The sequence below is a fragment of the Pseudomonas sp. HLT2-19-2 genome, assembly GCF_054898005.1.
Window position 1 is genome coordinate 2,443,135 of the sequence record NZ_CM142712.1, and the last position, 20,800, is coordinate 2,463,934.

Consider the following 20,800-nt stretch of genomic DNA (forward strand, 5'->3'; position numbering starts at 1 on the left):
TGTCGAGGTTTCTTCGCGGTGATGTTGGGTGCATCAGTCGAGCGTCAAGCGGGTGGACTGCGGTAACAGTCCGGCTTTTTCGGGCCTGGAGCCTCGTAGTAGAGAGGTTTGGCCGTCGTGACTCTGTGGTCAGCGGGCGGCATTATACATAGGTAGCTGGCAATCTGCCGATGGTTCATAAGCAACGAATATCGTCCATTGGTCTAAAGGTCGCAGGGGCGAGCGGGGCGTAGAGTCTTGCACCGTGCTTGAGTTTGGCGCTTTTCCCTTTGCTTTCAGGCTTGTAGGCCGCGAACTGTGCAGCTTTGCGGCAGATGAATGGAACATAGGGTTTGCGTGCCGATTTAACTGGGGTACGCTCGAACGAAGCCAGATGTTCAATCCAAACAATGGAGTTCAGCATGGGATACAAGAAGATTCAGGTTCCAGCAGTCGGCGACAAAATCACCGTCAACGCGGACCATTCTCTCAATGTTCCTAACAACCCGATCATCCCCTTCATCGAAGGTGATGGTATTGGCGTTGATATCAGCCCGGTCATGATCAAGGTTGTCGATGCTGCTGTTAAGAAGGCTTACGGCGGCGAGCGCAAAATTTCCTGGATGGAAGTCTATGCCGGGGAGAAAGCGACTCAGGTTTACGATCAGGACACCTGGCTGCCTCAGGAAACCCTGGACGCGGTCAAGGATTACGTTGTTTCCATCAAGGGCCCACTGACCACGCCGGTCGGCGGCGGTATTCGCTCCCTGAACGTGGCCCTGCGTCAGCAACTCGACCTTTATGTCTGCCTGCGCCCTGTGCGCTGGTTCGAAGGTGTGCCTAGCCCGGTCAAGAAACCAGGCGACGTCGACATGACAATCTTCCGCGAAAACTCGGAAGACATTTATGCCGGTATCGAGTGGAAAGCCGGTTCGGCGGAAGCGACCAAGGTCATCAAGTTCCTTAAAGATGAAATGGGCGTCACCAAGATCCGTTTCGACGAAAACTGCGGTATCGGCATCAAGCCGGTTTCGCTGCAAGGCACCAAGCGTCTGGCGCGCAAGGCGTTGCAGTATGTGGTCGACAACGACCGCGACTCGCTGACCATCGTGCACAAAGGCAATATCATGAAGTTCACCGAAGGTGCCTTCAAGGAATGGGCCTACGAAGTGGCGGCTGAAGAGTTCGGCGCGACCCTGCTCGATGGCGGTCCGTGGATGCAGTTCAAAAACCCGAAAACCGGCAAGAACGTTATCGTCAAAGATGCCATCGCCGACGCCATGCTCCAGCAGATCCTGCTGCGCCCGGCCGAATACGATGTAATCGCGACCCTGAACCTGAACGGCGACTACCTCTCTGACGCCCTGGCGGCGGAAGTGGGCGGTATCGGTATCGCTCCGGGTGCCAACCTGTCCGATACCATTGCGATGTTCGAAGCGACCCACGGTACTGCGCCGAAATACGCCGGCAAGGACCAGGTCAACCCGGGCTCCCTGATCCTGTCCGCCGAGATGATGCTGCGTCACATGGGCTGGACCGAAGCGGCTGACCTGATCATTAAGGGCACCAACGGCGCGATTTCCGCCAAGACCGTGACCTATGACTTCCACCGTTTGATGGAAGGCGCGAAGCTGCTGTCTTCTTCGGCGTTTGGTGATGCGCTGATTTCGCATATGTAAGCGAATAGGTAATAAAAAACCGCCCGACTCAAGTGATTGAGTCGGGCGGTTTTTTTATGACTGGATGGTTGCTGCGAATTCAAGCCGTGACGGTTTGTTGTCCGGTGGGAGCGACCACATTCTGAGTGTCCTGAGGCGCGCCGATATTGATGGCGTGCAGGCCTTTGGGCCCCTGAATGATCTCAAAGACGACAGCCTGTCCGGCCTTCAGGGTTTTATAACCGTTCATCTGGATGGCCGAGTAGTGGGCGAAAAGGTCTTCTCTCTTGCCTTCCTCGTTGATGAAGCCGTAACCCTTGGCATTGTTGAACCATTTGACCTTGCCGCTGACCTTGACGCCTGACATACCCATATCCCTCTGCAACAGACTCCATCACTGGAGTATCATCCAGTACATCCGCAGTCAGTTCTTAGAAATAAGATTGACTCCGCGGACCTTTTTTACCCACTGTGGGCTCTATTGGTTGTAACACCGTTTTGCCGATAGTCAAGGTGACCAGGCAGTCGGAGTTGAAATCGGCGATGGTCGCCCCCACCACTGTATTTGCACAACTGACGAACCTTTCTTTCCATGCATGCAATCAGCCAGATTCGACTAACATTCAATCAGGATCGCCCGACTCTCCAAAAAGATCATCCGGAGGAACACGACGACGATTCCGCAGGCATTGCTGTTCAGGAGGCCAAGCCTGCTTTACAGGCGCCGCCGATGTACAAGGTGGTTTTGTTCAATGATGACTACACACCGATGGATTTCGTCGTCGAAGTACTCGAGGTGTTTTTTAACCTGAATCGAGAGCTGGCGACCAAGGTCATGCTGGCCGTCCACACAGAAGGACGGGCAGTATGTGGAGTGTTTACCCGCGACATCGCCGAGACTAAGGCCATGCAGGTCAACCAGTACGCCAGGGAAAGCCAGCATCCGCTACTCTGTGAAATCGAGAAGGACGGTTAATCGCCGACCACTTGGGTATGAGGTGAAGCTATGTTAAACCGCGAGCTCGAAGTCACCCTCAATCTTGCCTTCAAGGAGGCCCGATCGAAGCGTCATGAGTTTATGACCGTCGAACACCTCCTGCTGGCGCTATTGGACAATGAGGCTGCCGCCACCGTATTGCGTGCCTGCGGCGCAAACCTCGACAAACTCAAGCATGATCTGCAGGAGTTCATCGACTCCACCACGCCATTGATCCCCGTGCATGACGAGGATCGTGAAACCCAGCCAACCCTGGGCTTCCAGCGTGTTCTGCAACGTGCTGTCTTTCACGTACAGAGCTCGGGCAAACGCGAAGTGACTGGCGCCAACGTGCTGGTCGCGATCTTCAGTGAGCAAGAGAGTCAGGCAGTGTTCCTGCTGAAACAGCAGAGCGTTGCGCGCATCGATGTCGTCAACTACATCGCACACGGCATTTCCAAAGTGCCGGGGCATGGCGATCACTCTGAAGGTGAGCAAGATATGCAGGACGACGAGGGCGGTGAGTCTTCATCTTCAGGCAATCCTCTGGATGCTTATGCCAGCAACCTCAATGAACTCGCGCGCCAGGGTCGTATCGATCCATTGGTAGGCCGTGAGCTGGAAGTCGAGCGCGTCGCACAGATCCTGGCGCGTCGTCGCAAAAACAATCCGCTGTTGGTGGGCGAGGCAGGCGTGGGTAAAACCGCGATTGCCGAAGGCCTGGCCAAGCGCATTGTCGACAACCAGGTGCCGGACTTGCTGGCCAACAGCGTGGTGTATTCCCTCGATCTGGGTGCCTTGCTGGCCGGGACCAAATACCGCGGCGATTTTGAGAAACGCTTCAAGGCGCTGCTCAATGAGCTGAAAAAACGTCCGCAGGCGATCCTGTTCATCGACGAAATCCACACCATTATCGGTGCGGGTGCCGCATCGGGTGGCGTCATGGATGCCTCAAACCTGCTCAAGCCGCTGTTGTCGTCGGGTGATATCCGCTGCATCGGTTCGACCACGTTCCAGGAATTCCGTGGGATCTTCGAGAAGGACCGTGCCTTGGCACGACGCTTCCAGAAGGTCGATGTGTCGGAGCCTTCGGTAGAAGACACCATCAGCATCCTGCGCGGCCTGAAAGGGCGTTTCGAAACGCACCACGGCATTGAATACAGCGATGAAGCCCTGCGTGCGGCGGCTGAGCTGGCCTCACGCTACATCAATGACCGGCACATGCCGGACAAGGCCATCGACGTCATCGACGAGGCGGGTGCCTACCAGCGTCTGCAACCCATCGAGAAGCGTGTAAAACGTATCGAAGTGCCTCAGGTCGAGGACATCGTTGCGAAAATCGCGCGGATTCCGCCTAAGCACGTCAACAGCTCCGACAGAGAGCTGCTGCGTAACCTTGAACGTGACTTGAAATTGACAGTGTTTGGCCAGGATGCCGCGATCGACTCGCTGTCGACCGCGATCAAACTGTCCCGTGCCGGCCTCAAGTCGCCTGACAAGCCCGTCGGTTCGTTCCTGTTTGCAGGGCCTACCGGTGTCGGTAAAACCGAAGCGGCACGTCAGTTGGCCAAAGCGTTGGGTATTGAACTGGTTCGCTTCGACATGTCGGAATACATGGAGCGCCACACCGTATCGCGTCTGATCGGTGCGCCTCCAGGCTATGTCGGGTTTGATCAGGGCGGTCTGTTGACCGAAGCCATCACCAAGCAACCTCACTGCGTGCTGTTGCTCGATGAAATCGAGAAGGCGCATCCGGAAGTCTTTAACCTGCTGCTGCAGGTCATGGATCACGGTACGCTCACCGATAACAACGGGCGTAAAGCGGATTTCCGAAACGTGATCGTCATCATGACGACCAACGCCGGCGCCGAAACCGCAGCGCGCGCTTCGATCGGTTTCACCCATCAGGACCACTCGTCCGATGCGATGGAAGTGATCAAGAAGAGCTTCACGCCGGAGTTTCGTAACCGTCTGGACACCATTATTCAGTTTGGTCGCCTCAGTCATGAGGTTATCAAAAGCGTGGTGGACAAGTTCCTTACCGAGCTTCAGGCGCAGCTGGAAGACAAGCGCGTGCAGTTGGAAGTGACGGACGCGGCGCGCAGCTGGTTGGCTGCGGGTGGCTACGACACGGCAATGGGCGCTCGACCAATGGCGCGTTTGATCCAGGACAAGATCAAGCGTCCGCTGGCCGAAGAGATTCTCTTTGGCGAATTGGCCGATCATGGTGGGGTGGTTCACATCGATCTCAAGGACGGCGAGCTGACCTTTGACTTCGAGACCACGGCAGAGATGGCCTGACGGTTGTTGCTAGTGCGGTAAAGCGAAAGGCGCCTGTTGGCGCCTTTTTGCTGCTTGGGATTTGGGTGTATATCCATTGAGATTTGGGTGTATATCCGTTGCTGCGGTAACGGCTGCTGGAGGTTTCGCCCTTACGGCAACTCACTTTTTTTTCAAACGCCAAAAAAAAGTAAGCAAAAAAAGGCTCGCCCCGAGCGTCCGGCCCCTCGCTTAGGCTCGGCGTTCCTTCGCTCCGGCATTCATCTGGGGGCATCGCCTCCGGTTGGCTTCGCTTCAACCTCCTCTCGATGTGTTCGACTTCGTCGAACGGCGCTGCGCGCCTGCCCCCCAGATGAACACCTCCGCTCAGCCTCCCGAAGGGGCGGGTGGATCAAAATCAAAAGCTGCAGGCGAGCTAACGCTCGGCCTGTTGAGTGGTGAGGGGCGGATTTGCTTGCTTCAGTAGGAGCTGCCGAAGGCTGCGATCTTTTGATCTGGCTGTGGCTGTGGCTGTGGCTGTGGCTGTGGCTTTGGCTTTTGAAGTTGATCTTGATCTTTCGCCCCTTCGGCAGGCCGAGCGGAGGTGTTCATCAGGGGGTTAGGCGCGTAGCGCCGTGCGGCGGAGCCGCACACATCGAGAGGAGGTCGTCGCGAAGCAGACCGGAGGCGATGCCCCCTGATGGACACCGTAGCGAGGGAACGCGGAGCTTTAGCGAGGCGCCGTACGCCGGGGCGAAGCCTTTTGCTTACTTTTCGCTGGGCCGGCATTCCGGCGTTTGGAAAAGTGAGTCGCTGTAAGAGCGAAACCGCCAGAAGCCCTAACCGCAGCAACGGATATACACCAAAAACTAAAGAGCCCCCACCAAACCGCAGACACAAAAACGCCCGGCATAAACCGGGCGTTTTGTATTGACTTGATTAGCGAGCGCGGTAAGTGATGCGCCCTTTGCTCAAGTCATAGGGCGTCAGCTCGACGCGCACCTTGTCACCGGTAAGAATACGAATGTAGTTCTTGCGCATCTTGCCGGAAATATGCGCGGTTACGACGTGCCCATTTTCCAACTCCACACGAAACATGGTGTTGGGCAGGGTGTCGACGACAGTGCCTTCCATTTCGAAGCTGTCTTCTTTCGACATGCAGTAAAGCCCTCGGTGTCCAATGAATGGCCCGGTGCAACTGCGCCAGGCAAAAGCGGCGTGCATTGTGCCCGAAAAATGGGGTTTAAGCCAAGGGGTTTACGGCTTGCTCTAGTTCAGGATGACCCAGCGCTGATTAATCAGCAGTTCGATAGGACGATATTGCGTCTTGTAACTCATCTTTTTGCAGTTTTTTATCCAATAGCCCAGATAGACGGCTTCCAGCCCCAGACGCTGAGCCTCGGTGATTTGCCAGAGAATCGCATAGCGCCCCAGGCTGCGGCGTTCTTCAGCGGGCTCGTAGAAGGTATAAACCGCCGACAGACCGTTCGGCAGTAAGTCGGTGACGGCCACTGCCACCAGTCGTCCTTCGAGGCGAAATTCGTAGAACCGGGAAAACGGCAAGTCACGTACCAGGAACGTCGCAAACTGATCGCGACTCGGCGGGTACATATCGCCATCGGCGTGACGCTGTTCGATATAGCGCTGATAAAGGTTGAAATACTCTTCGCTGAACCCTGGCCTGGCGGGACGTATCTGCAAGTCGGCATTGCGCTTGAAGATGCGTTTCTGCTGACGGTTGGGCTCAAATTGCGCCACAGGGATTCGCGCCGGCACGCACGCGTTGCAATTCTGGCAATGGGGCCGGTAAAGATGATCGCCGCTGCGACGGAAACCCATTTCAGACAGGTCTGCGTAGACATGCACATCCATGGGCTGACTAGGGTCGAGAAACAGGGTTGTGGCCTGTTCCTCGGGCAGATAACTGCAAGAGTGGGGCTGAGTGGCATAGAACTTCAAGCGCGCCAACTCGGTCATGATCAACCCTCGGGATAGCTTTTGAATTAAGTGTAAGCCACGCGCGCAAAAGTCGCTCAGCAAACCCAGGTTGCACGGCTGGGTTGATCCAGATGCTGCGCAAGGTAGTCGGCAAAATCGCTGCGTGGAATCGCTCGGGCGCCGAGGCTGTGCAGATGATCGGTAGGCATCTGGCAGTCGATCAGCACAACGCCTGAGTCTTTCAGATGTCGGACCAGTGAGGCAAAGCCATATTTCGAGGCGTTGTCGGCGCGGCTGAACATGGATTCGCCGAAAAACAGCTGACCCATCGCCAGGCCATAGAGCCCGCCGACCAGTTCATCCCGGTCCCAGACTTCCACCGAATGGGCGTACCCGCGCTTGTGCAGCTCGAGGTAGGCGTTCTGCATCGCCTCTGTGATCCAGGTCCCGTCGGCGTAATCCCGTGGCGCGGCGCAGGCGCGGATGACCGCGGCAAAATCCTGATCAAAGGTCACTTGATAGCGTTGCTGGCGCAACAGTTTGTTCAGACTGCGCGAGACATGCAGTTCGTCGGGAAACAGTACGGTGCGTGGATCCGGCGACCACCAGAGAATCGGCTGGCCTTCCGAGAACCACGGAAAACAGCCGTGGCGATAGGCCTGAATCAGACGATCGGCGGACAGATCGCCGCCCGCGGCCAACAGCCCGTTGGGATCGCGCATGGCTTTTTCCAGGGGCGGGAAGGTCAGGGTGTTGCGTTGTAACCAAGTCAGCATGGCATCCGGGCTTACAGAAGTGGAGGGCAGTGGCGGGCGGGTGGGCCCACCCTGAAGTGTGCCGTCAAACGACTGGAATGTCGTCGAGATACTTCTCGGCGTCCAGCGCGGCCATGCAACCGGCCCCGGCGGAGGTCACGGCCTGGCGATAAACGTGGTCGGCGACGTCGCCGGCGGCAAACACACCTTTGATTTCGGTGCTGGTAGCATCGCCTTCGCTGCCGCCCTTGACCAGCAGATAGCCGTCACGCATTTTCAGCTGGCCTTCGAACAAGTCGGTGTTGGGCTTGTGGCCGATAGCAATGAACACGCCGGCCAGCGACAATTCACTGGTTTCACCAGTGCGGCTGTCCCGCAGGCGGGCGCCAGTAACGCCGCTCGCATCGCCCAGCACTTCATCCAGATTCTGGTTCCAGTGCAGGCGGATATTGCCGTTGGCGGCTTTTTCAAAGAGCTTGTCCTGGAGGATCTTCTCCGAGCGCAACTTGTCGCGCCGGTGAATCAGGTGGACTTCCTTGGCGATGTTCGACAGGTACAGCGCTTCTTCAACCGCCGTATTGCCGCCGCCAACGACCGCGACTACCTGATTGCGGTAGAAAAAACCGTCGCACGTCGCGCAGGCCGAAACCCCTTTGCCGGCAAATGCCTCTTCCGATGGCAGCCCCAGGTATTGCGCCGAGGCGCCGGTGGCGATAATCAGCGCGTCACAGGTGTAAGTGCCGCTGTCGCCGATGAGTTCGAACGGGCGCTGTTGCAACTTGGCAGTGTGGATGTGGTCGTAAACGATCTCTGTATGAAAGCGCTCGGCGTGTTTTTGCATGCGTTCCATAAGGACCGGGCCGGTGAGGCCTTCGACATCACCGGGCCAATTGTCAACTTCGACGGTGGTGGTGAGCTGGCCACCTGCCTGCATGCCGGTAATGACAACGGGTTTGAGGTTGGCGCGGGCGGCATAAACGGCTGCGCTGTAACCAGCAGGGCCGGAACCCAGAATGATCAGGCGGGAATGCTTCGCTTCGCTCATAAAAACACCTCATAAGCCTTTGTCACAAAAGAGAATGCATGCTCAAATTGAACCGCGAGTCATGTGCTGTTGGCTATGCTACACCTTGGGTTTCAAGCATGGCATCGGACGAACAAACCCGTACAATGCCTGCCTGTTACAGTGTTTGAAATAAAAAAGCAGTGCGCGCCGTGTTTATAAAAGCCGGAGCGTAGTGTTAAAAGTAGTCTCAGTTGCGCCTGTTAACTTTTTTACCTGCCTGGATTGGGCAGTTTTTTATAGTCACTCAACAGATGGACGCGCCATGGGCGCAGGAAAAGAAGCGTTTTGAAGAAATCCACCGCAGCTCCAAAAACAGTCGTTCCGCTCTGGCGCCAGCACTTGCACTACCGGCTCAAGGAAGGTGCATTGATCGCCATCGGCGGCTTGTGCCTGTTCCTGATGATGGCCTTGTTGACCTACGGCAAGGACGATCCGGGCTGGAGCCATAACAGCAAGATCGACGATGTGCAGAACTTCGGCGGACCGGTCGGCTCCTACAGCGCCGATATCCTGTTCATGGTGTTGGGTTACTTCGCCTACATCTTCCCGCTGTTGCTGGCGATCAAGGCTTATCAAATCTTCCGTCAACGCCACGAGCAGTGGGAGTGGAGCGGCTGGCTGTTCTCCTGGCGCCTGATCGGCTTGGTGTTTCTGGTGCTGTCGGGCGCCGCCCTGGCCCATATCCATTTCCACGCCGCGACCGGTCTGCCGGCCGGCGCTGGCGGCGCTTTAGGCGAAAGCCTTGGCGATCTGGCCAGGAACGCCCTGAATATTCAGGGCAGTACGCTGTTGCTCATCGCGTTGTTCCTGTTTGGCCTGACGGTGTTCACCGACCTGTCGTGGTTCAAGGTGATGGACCTCACCGGCAAGATCACCCTCGACCTGTTCGAATTGTTCCAGGGTGCGGCCAATCGCTGGTGGGCCGCCCGCACAGAACGCAAGCAACTGGTCGCTCAGTTGCGTGAAGTCGACGACCGCGTCCATGCCGTGGTGGCGCCGACCGTCACCGACAAGCGCGAGCAGGCCAAGGTCAAGGAACGCTTGATCGAGCGTGAGCAAGCGCTGAGCAAGCACATGTCCGACCGCGAGAAGCAGGTGCCGCCGGTCATTGCGCCAGCTCCGCCCAAGCCAGCGGCTCCCAGCAAGCGCGTGGAAAAAGAGAAACAGGCGCCACTGTTCGTAGACAGCGCCGTCGAAGGCACCTTGCCGCCGATCTCGATTCTCGACCCTGCAGAAAAGAAACAACTCAATTATTCGCCTGAATCCCTGGCTGCGGTCGGCCACTTGCTGGAAATCAAGCTCAAGGAGTTCGGCGTCGAAGTCTCGGTGGATTCAATTCACCCAGGCCCGGTCATTACCCGTTACGAAATCCAGCCAGCGGCAGGCGTCAAGGTCAGTCGCATCTCCAATCTGGCGAAAGACCTGGCACGTTCCCTGGCCGTGACCAGCGTGCGTGTGGTCGAAGTGATTCCAGGAAAGACCACCGTTGGTATCGAAATTCCTAACGAAGATCGCCAGATCGTGCGCTTCTCCGAAGTGCTGTCGACGCCTGAGTACGATAACTTCAAGTCGCCGGTCACGTTGGCCTTGGGCCACGACATCGGTGGCAAGCCGGTCATCACCGATCTGGCAAAAATGCCCCATTTGCTGGTAGCCGGTACGACGGGTTCCGGTAAATCGGTAGGTGTGAACGCGATGATCCTGTCGATCCTGTTCAAGTCTGGCCCGGAAGACGCCAAGCTGATCATGATCGACCCGAAAATGCTTGAGCTGTCGATCTACGAAGGCATTCCGCACCTGCTGTGCCCGGTCGTGACCGACATGAAGGACGCGGCCAACGCCCTGCGCTGGAGCGTGGCGGAGATGGAGCGTCGCTACAAACTGATGGCGAAGATGGGCGTGCGTAACCTGTCGGGCTTCAATGCCAAGGTCAAGGAAGCCCAGGACGCCGGCACGCCGTTGACCGATCCGCTGTACAAGCGCGAAAACATTCACGACGAAGCGCCGCTGCTGACCAAGCTGCCGACCATTGTCGTGGTGGTGGACGAATTCGCCGACATGATGATGATCGTCGGCAAGAAGGTTGAAGAACTGATCGCCCGTATTGCCCAGAAGGCCCGTGCTGCCGGTATCCACTTGATCCTTGCGACCCAGCGTCCGTCGGTTGATGTGATCACCGGTCTGATCAAGGCCAACATTCCGACCCGTATGGCGTTCCAGGTATCGAGCAAGATCGACTCGCGAACAATCATCGACCAGGGTGGCGCCGAACAACTGTTGGGCCACGGTGACATGCTCTACATGCCGCCTGGCACCAGTCTGCCGATCCGTGTCCACGGTGCCTTCGTGTCCGATGACGAGGTTCACCGGGTGGTCGAAGCCTGGAAACTGCGTGGCGCGCCGGATTACAACGACGAGATCCTTGCGGGTGTCGAAGAGCCCGGTAGCGGCTTTGAAGGCGGCAGCGGCGGCGATGACGACAGTGAATCCGATGCGCTCTACGACGAAGCGGTGCAGTTCGTACTGGAAAGCCGTCGTGCGTCCATCTCTGCGGTTCAGCGCAAGCTGAAAATCGGCTACAACCGCGCCGCGCGCATGATCGAAGCCATGGAAATGGCCGGGGTCGTGACATCCATGAATACCAACGGTTCGCGTGAAGTCCTGGCTCCAGGCCCGGTGCGCGACTGATTTGATTTGCTGACCTGAATTGAAAAGCGGCGGCGCAGTGATGCGCCGCCCGAACTCCCACGAATGTTATGAGGACTCCCATGCGTCTTATCCGCATGCTGTTGCTGCCGGTACTGGCTTTGACCACGCTTTCGGCCCACGCCGATGACAAGGACGTGGCGCGTCTGACCCAATTGCTGGAAAAATCCCAGACCCTGACCGCGCGATTCTCGCAGCTGACCCTCGACGGCAGTGGCACCCGGTTGCAGGAAACGGCGGGTCAAATGTCCCTGCAGCGTCCTGGCCTGTTCTACTGGCACACCGACGCACCGCAAGAGCAGTTGATGGTCTCCGATGGCAAGAAGGTTTCCCTGTGGGACCCGGACCTTGAACAGGTCACCATCAAGAACCTCGACCAGCGCCTGACTCAGACCCCGGCACTGCTGCTGTCCGGTGACGTGTCCAAGATCAGCCAGAGCTTCGACATCAGCGCCAAGGAAGCCGGTGGCGTGATCGACTTCACGTTGAAGCCGAAAACCAAGGACACCCTGTTCGACAGCCTGCGTCTGTCGTTCCGCAATGGCTTGGTCAATGACATGCAATTGATCGACAGCGTCGGCCAGCGCACCAATATCCTGTTCACCGGTGTGAAGGCCAACGAGCCGATTCCGGCGTCAAAGTTCAAGTTCGACATCCCGAAGGGTGCCGATGTGATCCAGGAATAAGACGCAGCATCCAGTGAGGTTTCATAAGTAGTGATGGACCTGTTTCGCAGTGCCCCGATTGCTCAACCCCTGGCCGCCCGTTTGCGGGCAGCCAATCTGGACGAGTACGTCGGTCAGGAACACCTGCTCGCTCGCGGCAAGCCTTTGCGCGAAGCCCTGGAGCAGGGTGCCCTGCACTCGATGATCTTCTGGGGGCCGCCGGGCGTGGGCAAAACCACCCTGGCGCGGCTGCTGGCGGAAGTCTCGGACGCGCACTTCGAAACGGTTTCGGCGGTGTTGGCCGGTGTAAAGGAAATCCGCCAGGCGGTGGAAATCGCCAAGCAGCAGGCCGGGCAGTACGGCAAGCGGACCATCCTGTTTGTCGATGAAGTGCACCGTTTCAACAAGTCCCAGCAGGATGCGTTCCTGCCGTACGTTGAAGACGGCACGCTGATTTTCATCGGCGCGACCACTGAAAACCCCTCGTTTGAACTCAACAACGCGCTGCTCTCACGGGCCCGCGTCTACGTGCTCAAAAGCCTCGACGAAGCGGCCCTGCGTAAGCTGGTGCATCGAGCCCTCACCGAAGAGCGTGGTTTGGGCACGCGGCAACTGACCCTCAGCGATGAAGGCTTCCAGATGCTGCTGTCGGCTGCCGATGGCGATGGCCGGCGTCTGCTGAACTTGCTGGAAAACGCCTCGGACCTGGCTGAAGACAACAACGAGATCGGCGTCGACCTGCTGCAAAGTCTGCTCGGTGATACCCGTCGGCGTTTCGACAAGGGCGGCGAAGCGTTCTACGACCAGATCTCCGCGCTGCATAAGTCGGTGCGCGGCTCCAATCCCGACGGCGCGCTGTACTGGTTCGCCCGAATGATCGACGGCGGTTGCGATCCGCTGTACCTGGCCCGGCGCGTGGTGCGCATGGCCAGCGAAGACATCGGCAACGCCGATCCCCGCGCCCTGAGCCTGTGCTTGGCGGCGTGGGAAGTGCAGGAACGCCTCGGCAGTCCTGAAGGTGAATTGGCGGTGGCCCAGGCCATCACCTATCTGGCTTGCGCGCCGAAAAGCAATGCGGTGTACATGGGTTTCAAAGCCGCCATGCGCAGCGCCACCGAACACGGTTCGCTGGAAGTGCCGTTGCACCTGCGCAACGCGCCGACCAAATTGATGAAGCAACTGGGTTATGGCGACGAATACCGTTACGCGCATGATGAGCCGGACGCTTACGCCGCTGGCGAAGACTACTTCCCGGAGGAGCTCGAACCACAACCGTTCTATCAACCGGTGCCCCGTGGCCTGGAGCTGAAGATCGGCGAGAAACTCAATCACCTCGCGCAACTTGACCGTCTCAGCCCGCGGCAGCGGAGAAAATAGTGATTCCTTTGATCGTTGCCGTTTCTGTGGGCGGTATCGCCGGAACGCTTTTGCGCTTTGCCACCGGTAACTGGATCAACGCTAATTGGCCGCGGCACTTCTATACCGCGACGCTGGCCGTTAATATCGTCGGCTGTTTGCTGATCGGCGTTTTATACGGTCTGTTTTTAATCCGCCCGGAGGTGCCGATTGCGGTGCGCGCCGGGTTGATGGTCGGCTTCCTTGGGGGGCTGACGACTTTTTCATCCTTTTCACTGGATACGGTGCGCCTGCTGGAAACCGGGCAAATGCCGCTGGCCCTGGGCTATGCTGCCATCAGCGTATTCGGCGGGCTGCTCGCTACTTGGGCTGGCCTGTCCTTGACCAAACTTTGATAACGAGAGACCGACATGCTCGATTCCAAACTGTTACGTAGCAACCTTCAGGACGTAGCGGACCGCCTGGCATCCCGTGGCTATAAGCTGGATGTTGCGCGCATCGAAGCGCTGGAAGAACAGCGCAAGACCGTCCAGACCCGCACCGAAGCACTGCAGGCTGAACGTAATGCGCGCTCCAAATCCATCGGTCAGGCCAAGCAGCGTGGCGAAGACATCGCCCCGCTGATGGCTGACGTCGAGCGCATGGCGAACGAGTTGAGTGACGGTAAAGTCGAGCTGGACGGGATCCAGACCGATCTGGACTCGATCCTGCTCGGTATCCCGAACCTGCCACACGAATCCGTGCCAATCGGTGATGACGAGGACGGCAACGTCGAAGTGCGCCGCTGGGGCACCCCGACGGCGTTCGATTTCCCGGTTCAGGACCACGTGGCCCTGGGCGAGAAATTCGGCTGGCTGGACTTCGAAACCGCCGCCAAGCTGTCCGGTGCCCGTTTCGCCCTGTTGCGTGGTCCGATTGCTCGAATGCACCGCGCTCTGGCGCAGTTCATGATCAACCTGCACACCAGCGAACACGGTTACGAAGAGGCCTACACACCTTATCTGGTTCAAGCGCCGGCGCTGCAAGGCACGGGTCAACTGCCGAAGTTCGAAGAAGACCTGTTCAAGATCAGCCGCGAAGGCGAAGCCGATCTGTACCTGATCCCGACTGCTGAAGTGTCGCTCACCAACATCGTCGCGGGCGAAATCGTCGATTCGAAACTGCTGCCAATCAAGTTCGTTGCGCACACGCCGTGCTTCCGCAGCGAAGCCGGTGCGTCGGGTCGCGATACTCGCGGCATGATCCGTCAACACCAATTCGACAAGGTTGAAATGGTCCAGATCGTTGAGCCATCGACTTCGATGGACGCGCTCGAAGGCCTGACTGCCAACGCCGAGAAAGTCCTGCAATTGCTCGAGCTGCCGTATCGCACTATTGCACTGTGCACCGGCGACATGGGCTTCAGCGCGGTCAAGACCTACGACCTGGAAGTGTGGATCCCGAGCCAGGACAAATACCGCGAGATTTCGTCGTGCTCCAACTGCGGCGACTTCCAGGCCCGTCGTATGCAAGCGCGTTTTCGCAACCCGGAAACCGGCAAGCCTGAACTGGTTCATACCCTGAACGGTTCCGGCCTGGCGGTCGGTCGTACGCTGGTGGCGGTGCTGGAAAACTACCAGCAAGCCGACGGTTCGATCCGTGTGCCGGACGTGCTGAAACCGTACATGGGTGGCCTTGAGGTCATCGGCTAAATGGACTATCTGCCGCTGTTTCATAACCTTCGCGGCAGTCGTGTCTTGGTCGTCGGCGGAGGGGAGATTGCCTTGCGCAAATCCCGCCTGCTGGCCGAAGCCGGTGCGCTGCTGCGGGTGGTCGCACCTGAAATCGAGCCGCAACTGCGTGAGCTGGTTGCCGGCAGCGGTGGCGAATGTTTGGTGCGTGGCTATGTCGAAGCGGACCTGGACGGTTGCGGGCTGATTATTGCCGCCACCGACGACGAACCGCTGAACGCGCAAGTCTCCGCCGATGCCCATCGGCGTTGCGTGCCGGTAAACGTGGTGGATGCGCCGGCCTTGTGCAGCGTGATCTTCCCGGCGATCGTCGACCGTTCCCCTTTGATCATTGCGGTATCGAGTGGCGGCGACGCGCCGGTGCTGGCGCGGTTGATCCGCGCCAAACTGGAGACCTGGATTCCTTCCACCTACGGTCAATTGGCCGGTCTGGCGGCGCGTTTCCGCAGCCAGGTCAAACGCCTGTTCCCGGATGTGCAGCAGCGTCGGGCGTTCTGGGAAGACGTGTTCCAGGGCCCGATTGCCGATCGTCAACTGGCCGGGCAGGGCGCCGAAGCCGAGCGCTTGATGCTGGCGAAAATTGCTGGTGAAGCACCGAGTGCAACGGGCGAAGTCTATTTGGTGGGCGCCGGCCCGGGTGATCCCGACCTGCTGACCTTCCGTGCCTTGCGCCTGATGCAGCAAGCTGATGTGGTGCTGTATGACCGCTTGGTGGCGCCCGCGATTCTGGATTTGTGCCGTCGCGATGCTGAACGGGTTTACGTCGGCAAGCGTCGCGCCGATCACTCCGTGCCCCAGGATCAGATCAACCAGCAATTGGTGGATTTGGCCAAGCAAGGCAAGCGGGTCGTGCGGTTGAAGGGCGGTGATCCGTTCATCTTCGGTCGTGGCGGTGAAGAGATCGAAGAACTGGCGGCCCATGGCATCCCGTTTCAGGTGGTGCCGGGTATCACGGCGGCCAGCGGTTGCGCGGCGTATGCCGGGATTCCGCTGACGCACCGCGATTACGCGCAGTCGGTGCGTTTTGTCACTGGGCACCTGAAGGACGGTTCCACCGATTTGCCGTGGGCCGACCTGGTTGCGCCAGCGCAAACCCTGGTGTTTTACATGGGGTTGGTGGGCTTGCCGATCATCTGCGAGCAATTGATCAAGCATGGTCGCGCAGCGGATACGCCGGCGGCGTTGATCCAACAGGGCACCACCGTCAATCAGCGGGTGTTTACCGGAACTTTGGCGGACCTTCCACGGCTGGTGGCGGAACATGAGGTGCATGCGCCGACGCTGGTGATCGTTGGGGAAGTGGTGCAGTTGCGCGAGAAACTGGCGTGGTTTGAAGGGGCTCAGGCGCAAGTTTGATTTGAGAAGTGTGTTGCCTGTTGGAAAAGATCGCAGCCTTCGGCAGCTCCTACAAGGGATCGCATAATCCTGTAGGAGCTGCCGAAGGCTGCGATCTTTTGATTTTAATGCCTCTGCCAAACCCCTTTCCCGCTCAACCGCTCCCGATCATGCGGTGCCGCGAAATCCTGCGCCGGCCCTTTCGGCACAACCCCTGTTGGGTTGATGGTCTTGTGGCTGGCGTAGTAGTGATGCTTGATGTGCTCGAAATCCACCGTCTCGGCAATCCCCGGCCACTGATAAATCTCCCGTAGCCAGTTCGACAGGTTCGGATAATCGGCAATCCGCCGCAGGTTGCACTTGAAGTGCCCGTAATACACCGCGTCAAAGCGAATCAACGTGGTGAACAACCGAATATCAGCTTCAGTCAGGTATTCGCCGGTCAGGTAACGATTGGCGCCCAACAGCTGTTCCAGCCGATCAAGCTCCTCGAACAACTCGTCGAACGCCTCTTCATACGCCTTCTGCGACGTGGCAAATCCTGCGCGGTACACGCCGTTGTTCACCGCCGGATAAATCCGTTCGTTCAACGCGTCAATCTGACCCCGTAGCGGCGCCGGGTAGAAATCCAGGTCATTACCCGTCAAATCATCGAAAGCGCCATTGAACATGCGGATGATCTCCGCCGATTCATTGTTGACGATGCGATTCTGCTGTTTATCCCAAAGCACCGGCACCGTGACGCGGCCGGTGTAGTCGGCGGTATCAGCGGTATAGCGCTGATGCATGAAATTGAAGTGATCGAGTTTGTCGCCGGTCGATCCGAGGTTCTGGTCGAAGGTCCAGCCGTTTTCCAGCATCAGCCAACTGACCACTGACACATCGATCAGGCTTTCGAGTCCTTTGAGTTTGCGCAGGATCAGCGTGCGGTGAGCCCACGGACAGGCGAGGGACACATAGAGATGATAGCGCCCGGCCTCGGCCGCAAAGCCACCGACACCGGTCGGGCCGGGTTTGCCGTCAGCGGTCAGCCAGTTGCGACGCTGCGCCTGTTCACGCTGGAACGCGCCATCCTTGCTGCTTTCGTACCACTGGTCATGCCAGCGACCTTCAACCAACAAACCCATGTTCAAGACTCCTCAACCAATAAGCGTTGGAGAGGAGTCTATTCGCATAGGTTCGATAAAAAAGCGCAAAGGGTGGGCGCTTATGATCGGTTAAATCAATCTGTCCCGAGCATCCCAGTATTGCTGGGCGGTTTCGAAGGCGTGTTCGCGGGATTGGCCGAGGCCCCGCAAGGCCAGGGCCATGGTCGAGATCAGCGCCATTTGCGGGTAGCTGTCGACTACGTCGCCACGCCACACGGCTTTCAGGTGTCCGGGATCGAGCGCGGCCGGTTTGACGTGGCGCTGGCTCGACAGTTGCGGCCATTCCTCATCCCAGCTTTCGCCGCCCGTGGTGCCGTACAGATGACTGTCGGCGTCCGGGTTGATCTCGATTTCGCCGCCGTCGCCTTTCACCACGATCGCGGTGTCGCCGAGCAAGCCGCTGGCATCGCGATGCACGGCCTGGTAACCAGGGTGGAAAATGCTTTGCAGGCCACAGCGAGCACCCAACGGATTGAGAATTCGCGCCAGGGAGTGGATCGGCGAACGCAGGCCCAGGGTGTTGCGCAGGTCGATCATGCGCTGAAGTTGCGGCGCCCAATCCACCAGCGGCATAAAGGCCAGACCGCCGTTATCGAGCGCCACACCCACCTGCTGCCAGTCGCGGCACAACGGAATTTTCAACTCATCCAGCAACTGTTCGCTATACAGCCGACCCGCCGTGTGCGCGCCGCCGCCGTGCATGAAGATGCGCAGACCATTTTGCGCCAGGCACTTGGCCGCCAGCAGATACCACGGCAGATGACGTTTCTTGCCGGCATACGTCGGCCAGTCCAGATCAACTGCCAGCGCTGGAGAATTCAGACGTTCGCGCAACGCTTCGGTAAAGCCCGCCATCTCCTCGGCGCTTTCTTCCTTGTGCCGCAACAGCATCAGGAAGGCGCCGAGTTGGGTGTCTTCGACCTTGTGGTCGAGCACCATGCCCATCGCTTCGCGGGCTTCCTCGCGGGTCAAGTCGCGAGCGCCGCGTTTGCCTTTGCCGAGGATGCGCACGAACGGGGCGAACGGGTGTTCGGCGGGTGTTTCGAGGGTCAGCGCTGGGTAATCGGTCATAAGCAATTCGTCGGTTTGGGCAGGCCCGCCAGTTTCGCGGCGAGTTTGGCAGGGGTGCCTTTGAACAGTCGGTTCAGGTGCAGGCTGTTGCCCTTGTCCGGGCCCAGCTTCAACGCGGTGTACTTGATCAGCGGACGGGTGGCCGGCGATAGCTGAAATTCGGCGTAGAAACTGCGCAGCAGTTCGAGGATCTCCCAGTGTTCGGGGCTCAATTCGATGTCTTCGGCGGCTGCCAGGGCGCTGGCCACCTCAAAGGACCAGTCGCACAGTTCGATCAGGAAACCGTCCTTGTCCAACTCGATGGCGCGCGCGCCGACCGTCAGGGAGTTCATAGCCAGCTGTTGACCTTGTCGTAGTGAATCGACAGCTCGACGAAGGCCGGGTAATCGATGGCCTTGACCCAGTCAGGCAATTGCAGCGCGCGGGCCTGAGCGTCTTCGGCCAACACGAACAGTTTCAGACTGCGGGCGCTCAGCGTGCTGAAAGGCGCGGTGCCAGGTTGCAACGCGTAGGTCGCGTCGCCGCACAGCAGCAGCGCATCGCCAGTGCCGATCACGCGCAAGCAACTGGTCAGGCGATCGTCGCCGAACGGGGAATGAGACAACACATGCAAAGTCGACATCAGAGGGTAATCACCTGGTCGTAACGGTCAATAAGTGCGGTGATTTCGTGTGCGGCCAGCACTTGGGCTTCTTCCAGCGCTAAACCGGCCGGGTCCAGACCCCGTTCTGCAGCACTGGCGCCACAGACGAAAAGGTCTTCGACACCGAACATCGGCAAGGCTTGCAGGTTGGCGCTCAGGTCCTTCTGCTGGAGGGCCTTGGCGCCCTGTTTCGCGGCGAGCTGAAACACGCCGTCATCGAGAAACAGCAGGCCGATCGGCAGATCGAACGCACCACCGGCCAGCACGATGTCCAGCGCTTCCCGCGCACTCGGTCCGGACCATGGCGCCTGACGGCTGATAATCAGCAAGGATTTAGGCATCTCACGCGCCTCCGAAACAGATCAGACGGTCAGCGTCCTGCACCGCGTCATGCAACTGGCCGAGGCCGGACAATTCCCACGGCGCGCCTACTGCAACGGCTTCACGCTGATAGCGTCCGGCTTCTTCTTCGTTCAACACACCACGGCGCAGGGCCGCGGCGATGCACACGACACCGTCCAGTTGATGCTCGGTAACGAAGTTGCGCCATTGCTTGGGCAAATCCAGCTCATCCTGCGGCGTGACCACGCTTGCGGAGGCGTTGTAGACGCCGTCCTGATAGAAAAACAGCCGGACAATCTCATGCCCGCCAGCCAGGGCGGCCTGAGCGAACAGCAAGGCGCGGCGCGAGGAGGGCGCATGGGCGGCGGAAAACAGCGCGATGGCGAACTTCATGACGGACTCGATCAGCAAGACTGCGGCCATGATAATGCTTTATCGCCGGGGCGGCGAAGGGCGTTTCAGCGCGGCATATACCCCAACTGCCAACGCCGCGGAATTTTCAGCGACAGCAGCCCGATGGCGCCGGCCAGCAGCCCGCTGACAAACAGGGCCCTGAGCCCCAAGTGATGTTCCAGCACGGCGCCGATGACCGCGCCAGCAAACATCCCGCTCCAGGGGATCAGTTGCACGCGCCAACCGTTGCGACGTTCGCCAAGCATCCAGCGTCCCAGCCCACGGCCGAAGCGCGACAGGGCGCCGGTGACGTAGGTCAGGCCGACCGGCAGACCGTTCACTTCCTCGACGGCGGCATTGAGCATGCCCATGGCAATGATGGCCGCCAGCAACGCCGGCAATTGTTCCTCATAAGGCCAAGCCGCAGCCCCACACAGCAGCGTGGCGATGCACAGCAGCAAGGGCAGCGCCCGGCGACCGCCGAGGCGGCTGACGACAATACCCAAGGCGTTACCGAGGACGAAGGTGCCAACGAGTATCATCAGGCGCAAGGTCAGGCCCAGGTCGCCATCGCTGATCGCCACGGCCAGGCGGGTAGTGTTGCCACTCATGAACGAGACGAAATCGCCGCTGGCCATGAAGCCGATGGCATCGGTCATGCCTGCGAGCACCGAGAGGCTGGCCACCAGCAACATGCCGATGCGTCCGCGCCATTTCCGGGTATGCAGGTGGCCTGGACTGGCGCGGTCAGTTGAAAGGGATGGCAACATCAGCGAAGGT

General features: G+C 58.9%; 21 protein-coding genes. 9 read left to right on the forward strand and 12 right to left on the reverse strand.

Annotated features, from left to right (window positions below):
* Positions 1-401: 401 nt before the first annotated feature.
* Positions 402-1,658, forward strand: a complete 1,257-nt coding sequence (gene icd, locus ACYZTU_RS11340) for an NADP-dependent isocitrate dehydrogenase (protein ID WP_131062372.1) — start codon at positions 402-404, stop codon at positions 1,656-1,658.
* 79 nt (positions 1,659-1,737) lie between these two features.
* Here the strand turns inward: icd and cspD are convergent, their stop codons facing one another.
* Positions 1,738-2,004 carry a cold shock domain-containing protein CspD gene (gene cspD / locus ACYZTU_RS11345; RefSeq protein ID WP_461970164.1) on the reverse strand — a complete coding sequence of 89 codons (267 nt, stop codon included), beginning with the start codon at positions 2,002-2,004 and terminating at the stop codon, positions 1,738-1,740.
* 225 nt (positions 2,005-2,229) lie between these two features.
* Here cspD and clpS point away from each other — a divergent pair, with 225 nt between their 5' ends.
* A complete protein-coding gene (gene clpS / locus ACYZTU_RS11350) occupies positions 2,230-2,613 on the forward strand; it encodes an ATP-dependent Clp protease adapter ClpS (protein WP_034146919.1) in 384 nt (127 codons plus the stop codon).
* Positions 2,614-2,643: 30 nt separating this feature from the next.
* Positions 2,644-4,914: an ATP-dependent Clp protease ATP-binding subunit ClpA gene (clpA, locus tag ACYZTU_RS11355; RefSeq protein WP_129436903.1), complete on the forward strand. Its 2,271-nt coding sequence runs from the start codon at positions 2,644-2,646 to the stop codon at positions 4,912-4,914.
* Between the two features lie 897 nt (positions 4,915-5,811).
* On the opposite strand, the gene infA is transcribed toward clpA, so the two are convergent.
* From infA to trxB, 4 genes are all read right to left on the reverse strand, one after another.
* Positions 5,812-6,030: a translation initiation factor IF-1 gene (gene infA, locus ACYZTU_RS11360; protein WP_002553999.1), complete on the reverse strand. Its 219-nt coding sequence runs from the start codon at positions 6,028-6,030 to the stop codon at positions 5,812-5,814.
* A gap of 111 nt (positions 6,031-6,141) precedes the next feature.
* On the reverse strand, positions 6,142-6,849 hold the full coding sequence (locus ACYZTU_RS11365; protein ID WP_282377706.1) for an arginyltransferase: 708 nt from the start codon (positions 6,847-6,849) through the stop codon (positions 6,142-6,144).
* A 56-nt stretch (positions 6,850-6,905) separates the two neighbouring features.
* Complete coding sequence (aat, locus tag ACYZTU_RS11370) at positions 6,906-7,586, reverse strand: leucyl/phenylalanyl-tRNA--protein transferase (protein WP_461970166.1); 681 nt, start codon at positions 7,584-7,586, stop codon at positions 6,906-6,908.
* A 64-nt stretch (positions 7,587-7,650) separates the two neighbouring features.
* On the reverse strand, positions 7,651-8,610 hold the full coding sequence (gene trxB, locus ACYZTU_RS11375) for a thioredoxin-disulfide reductase (RefSeq protein WP_461970168.1): 960 nt from the start codon (positions 8,608-8,610) through the stop codon (positions 7,651-7,653).
* A gap of 306 nt (positions 8,611-8,916) precedes the next feature.
* Here trxB and ACYZTU_RS11380 point away from each other — a divergent pair, with 306 nt between their 5' ends.
* From ACYZTU_RS11380 to cysG, 6 genes are all read left to right on the forward strand, one after another.
* Positions 8,917-11,319, forward strand: coding sequence for a DNA translocase FtsK (locus ACYZTU_RS11380; RefSeq protein WP_461970170.1), 2,403 nt, complete (start codon positions 8,917-8,919; stop codon positions 11,317-11,319).
* A gap of 80 nt (positions 11,320-11,399) precedes the next feature.
* Positions 11,400-12,023, forward strand: a complete 624-nt coding sequence (gene lolA / locus ACYZTU_RS11385; RefSeq protein ID WP_449644690.1) for an outer membrane lipoprotein periplasmic chaperone LolA — start codon at positions 11,400-11,402, stop codon at positions 12,021-12,023.
* Between the two features lie 33 nt (positions 12,024-12,056).
* Entirely contained in the window at positions 12,057-13,379 is a 1,323-nt protein-coding gene (locus ACYZTU_RS11390; RefSeq protein ID WP_461970171.1) for a replication-associated recombination protein A, read from the forward strand.
* Positions 13,379-13,753: a fluoride efflux transporter CrcB gene (gene crcB, locus ACYZTU_RS11395; RefSeq protein WP_461970173.1), complete on the forward strand. Its 375-nt coding sequence runs from the start codon at positions 13,379-13,381 to the stop codon at positions 13,751-13,753. The genes ACYZTU_RS11390 and crcB overlap by 1 nt, the downstream gene beginning before the upstream one ends.
* A 15-nt stretch (positions 13,754-13,768) precedes the next feature.
* The gene (gene serS, locus ACYZTU_RS11400; protein ID WP_461970175.1) at positions 13,769-15,049 is read left to right on the forward strand and encodes a serine--tRNA ligase; all 1,281 of its coding nucleotides are present in this window, start codon (positions 13,769-13,771) and stop codon (positions 15,047-15,049) included.
* The gene (cysG, locus tag ACYZTU_RS11405) at positions 15,050-16,444 is read left to right on the forward strand and encodes a siroheme synthase CysG (RefSeq protein WP_461970177.1); all 1,395 of its coding nucleotides are present in this window, start codon (positions 15,050-15,052) and stop codon (positions 16,442-16,444) included. It abuts the gene before it with no gap.
* Between the two features lie 104 nt (positions 16,445-16,548).
* Here the strand turns inward: cysG and ACYZTU_RS11410 are convergent, their stop codons facing one another.
* The 7 genes from ACYZTU_RS11410 to ACYZTU_RS11440 all read right to left on the reverse strand — a co-directional run bounded on the left by ACYZTU_RS11410 (position 16,549) and on the right by ACYZTU_RS11440 (position 20,790).
* Complete coding sequence (locus ACYZTU_RS11410; protein WP_461970179.1) at positions 16,549-17,550, reverse strand: glutathione S-transferase family protein; 1,002 nt, start codon at positions 17,548-17,550, stop codon at positions 16,549-16,551.
* 90 nt (positions 17,551-17,640) lie between these two features.
* Entirely contained in the window at positions 17,641-18,642 is a 1,002-nt protein-coding gene (locus ACYZTU_RS11415; RefSeq protein WP_461970181.1) for a glycosyl transferase family protein, read from the reverse strand.
* Positions 18,639-18,974 (reverse strand): TusE/DsrC/DsvC family sulfur relay protein, encoded by a 336-nt coding sequence (locus ACYZTU_RS11420; protein ID WP_461970183.1) that lies wholly within the window; start codon positions 18,972-18,974, stop codon positions 18,639-18,641. The genes ACYZTU_RS11415 and ACYZTU_RS11420 overlap by 4 nt, the downstream gene beginning before the upstream one ends.
* On the reverse strand, positions 18,971-19,264 hold the full coding sequence (gene tusB / locus ACYZTU_RS11425) for a sulfurtransferase complex subunit TusB (RefSeq protein WP_461970185.1): 294 nt from the start codon (positions 19,262-19,264) through the stop codon (positions 18,971-18,973). Before tusB ends, ACYZTU_RS11420 begins: the two co-directional genes overlap by 4 nt.
* Positions 19,264-19,626 carry a sulfurtransferase complex subunit TusC gene (gene tusC, locus ACYZTU_RS11430; RefSeq protein ID WP_461970187.1) on the reverse strand — a complete coding sequence of 121 codons (363 nt, stop codon included), beginning with the start codon at positions 19,624-19,626 and terminating at the stop codon, positions 19,264-19,266. Before tusC ends, tusB begins: the two co-directional genes overlap by 1 nt.
* Position 19,627: 1 nt before the next feature.
* On the reverse strand, positions 19,628-20,020 hold the full coding sequence (gene tusD / locus ACYZTU_RS11435; protein WP_282377723.1) for a sulfurtransferase complex subunit TusD: 393 nt from the start codon (positions 20,018-20,020) through the stop codon (positions 19,628-19,630).
* Between the two features lie 65 nt (positions 20,021-20,085).
* Positions 20,086-20,790, reverse strand: coding sequence for a YoaK family protein (locus ACYZTU_RS11440; RefSeq protein WP_461970189.1), 705 nt, complete (start codon positions 20,788-20,790; stop codon positions 20,086-20,088).
* Positions 20,791-20,800: the final 10 nt, after the last annotated feature.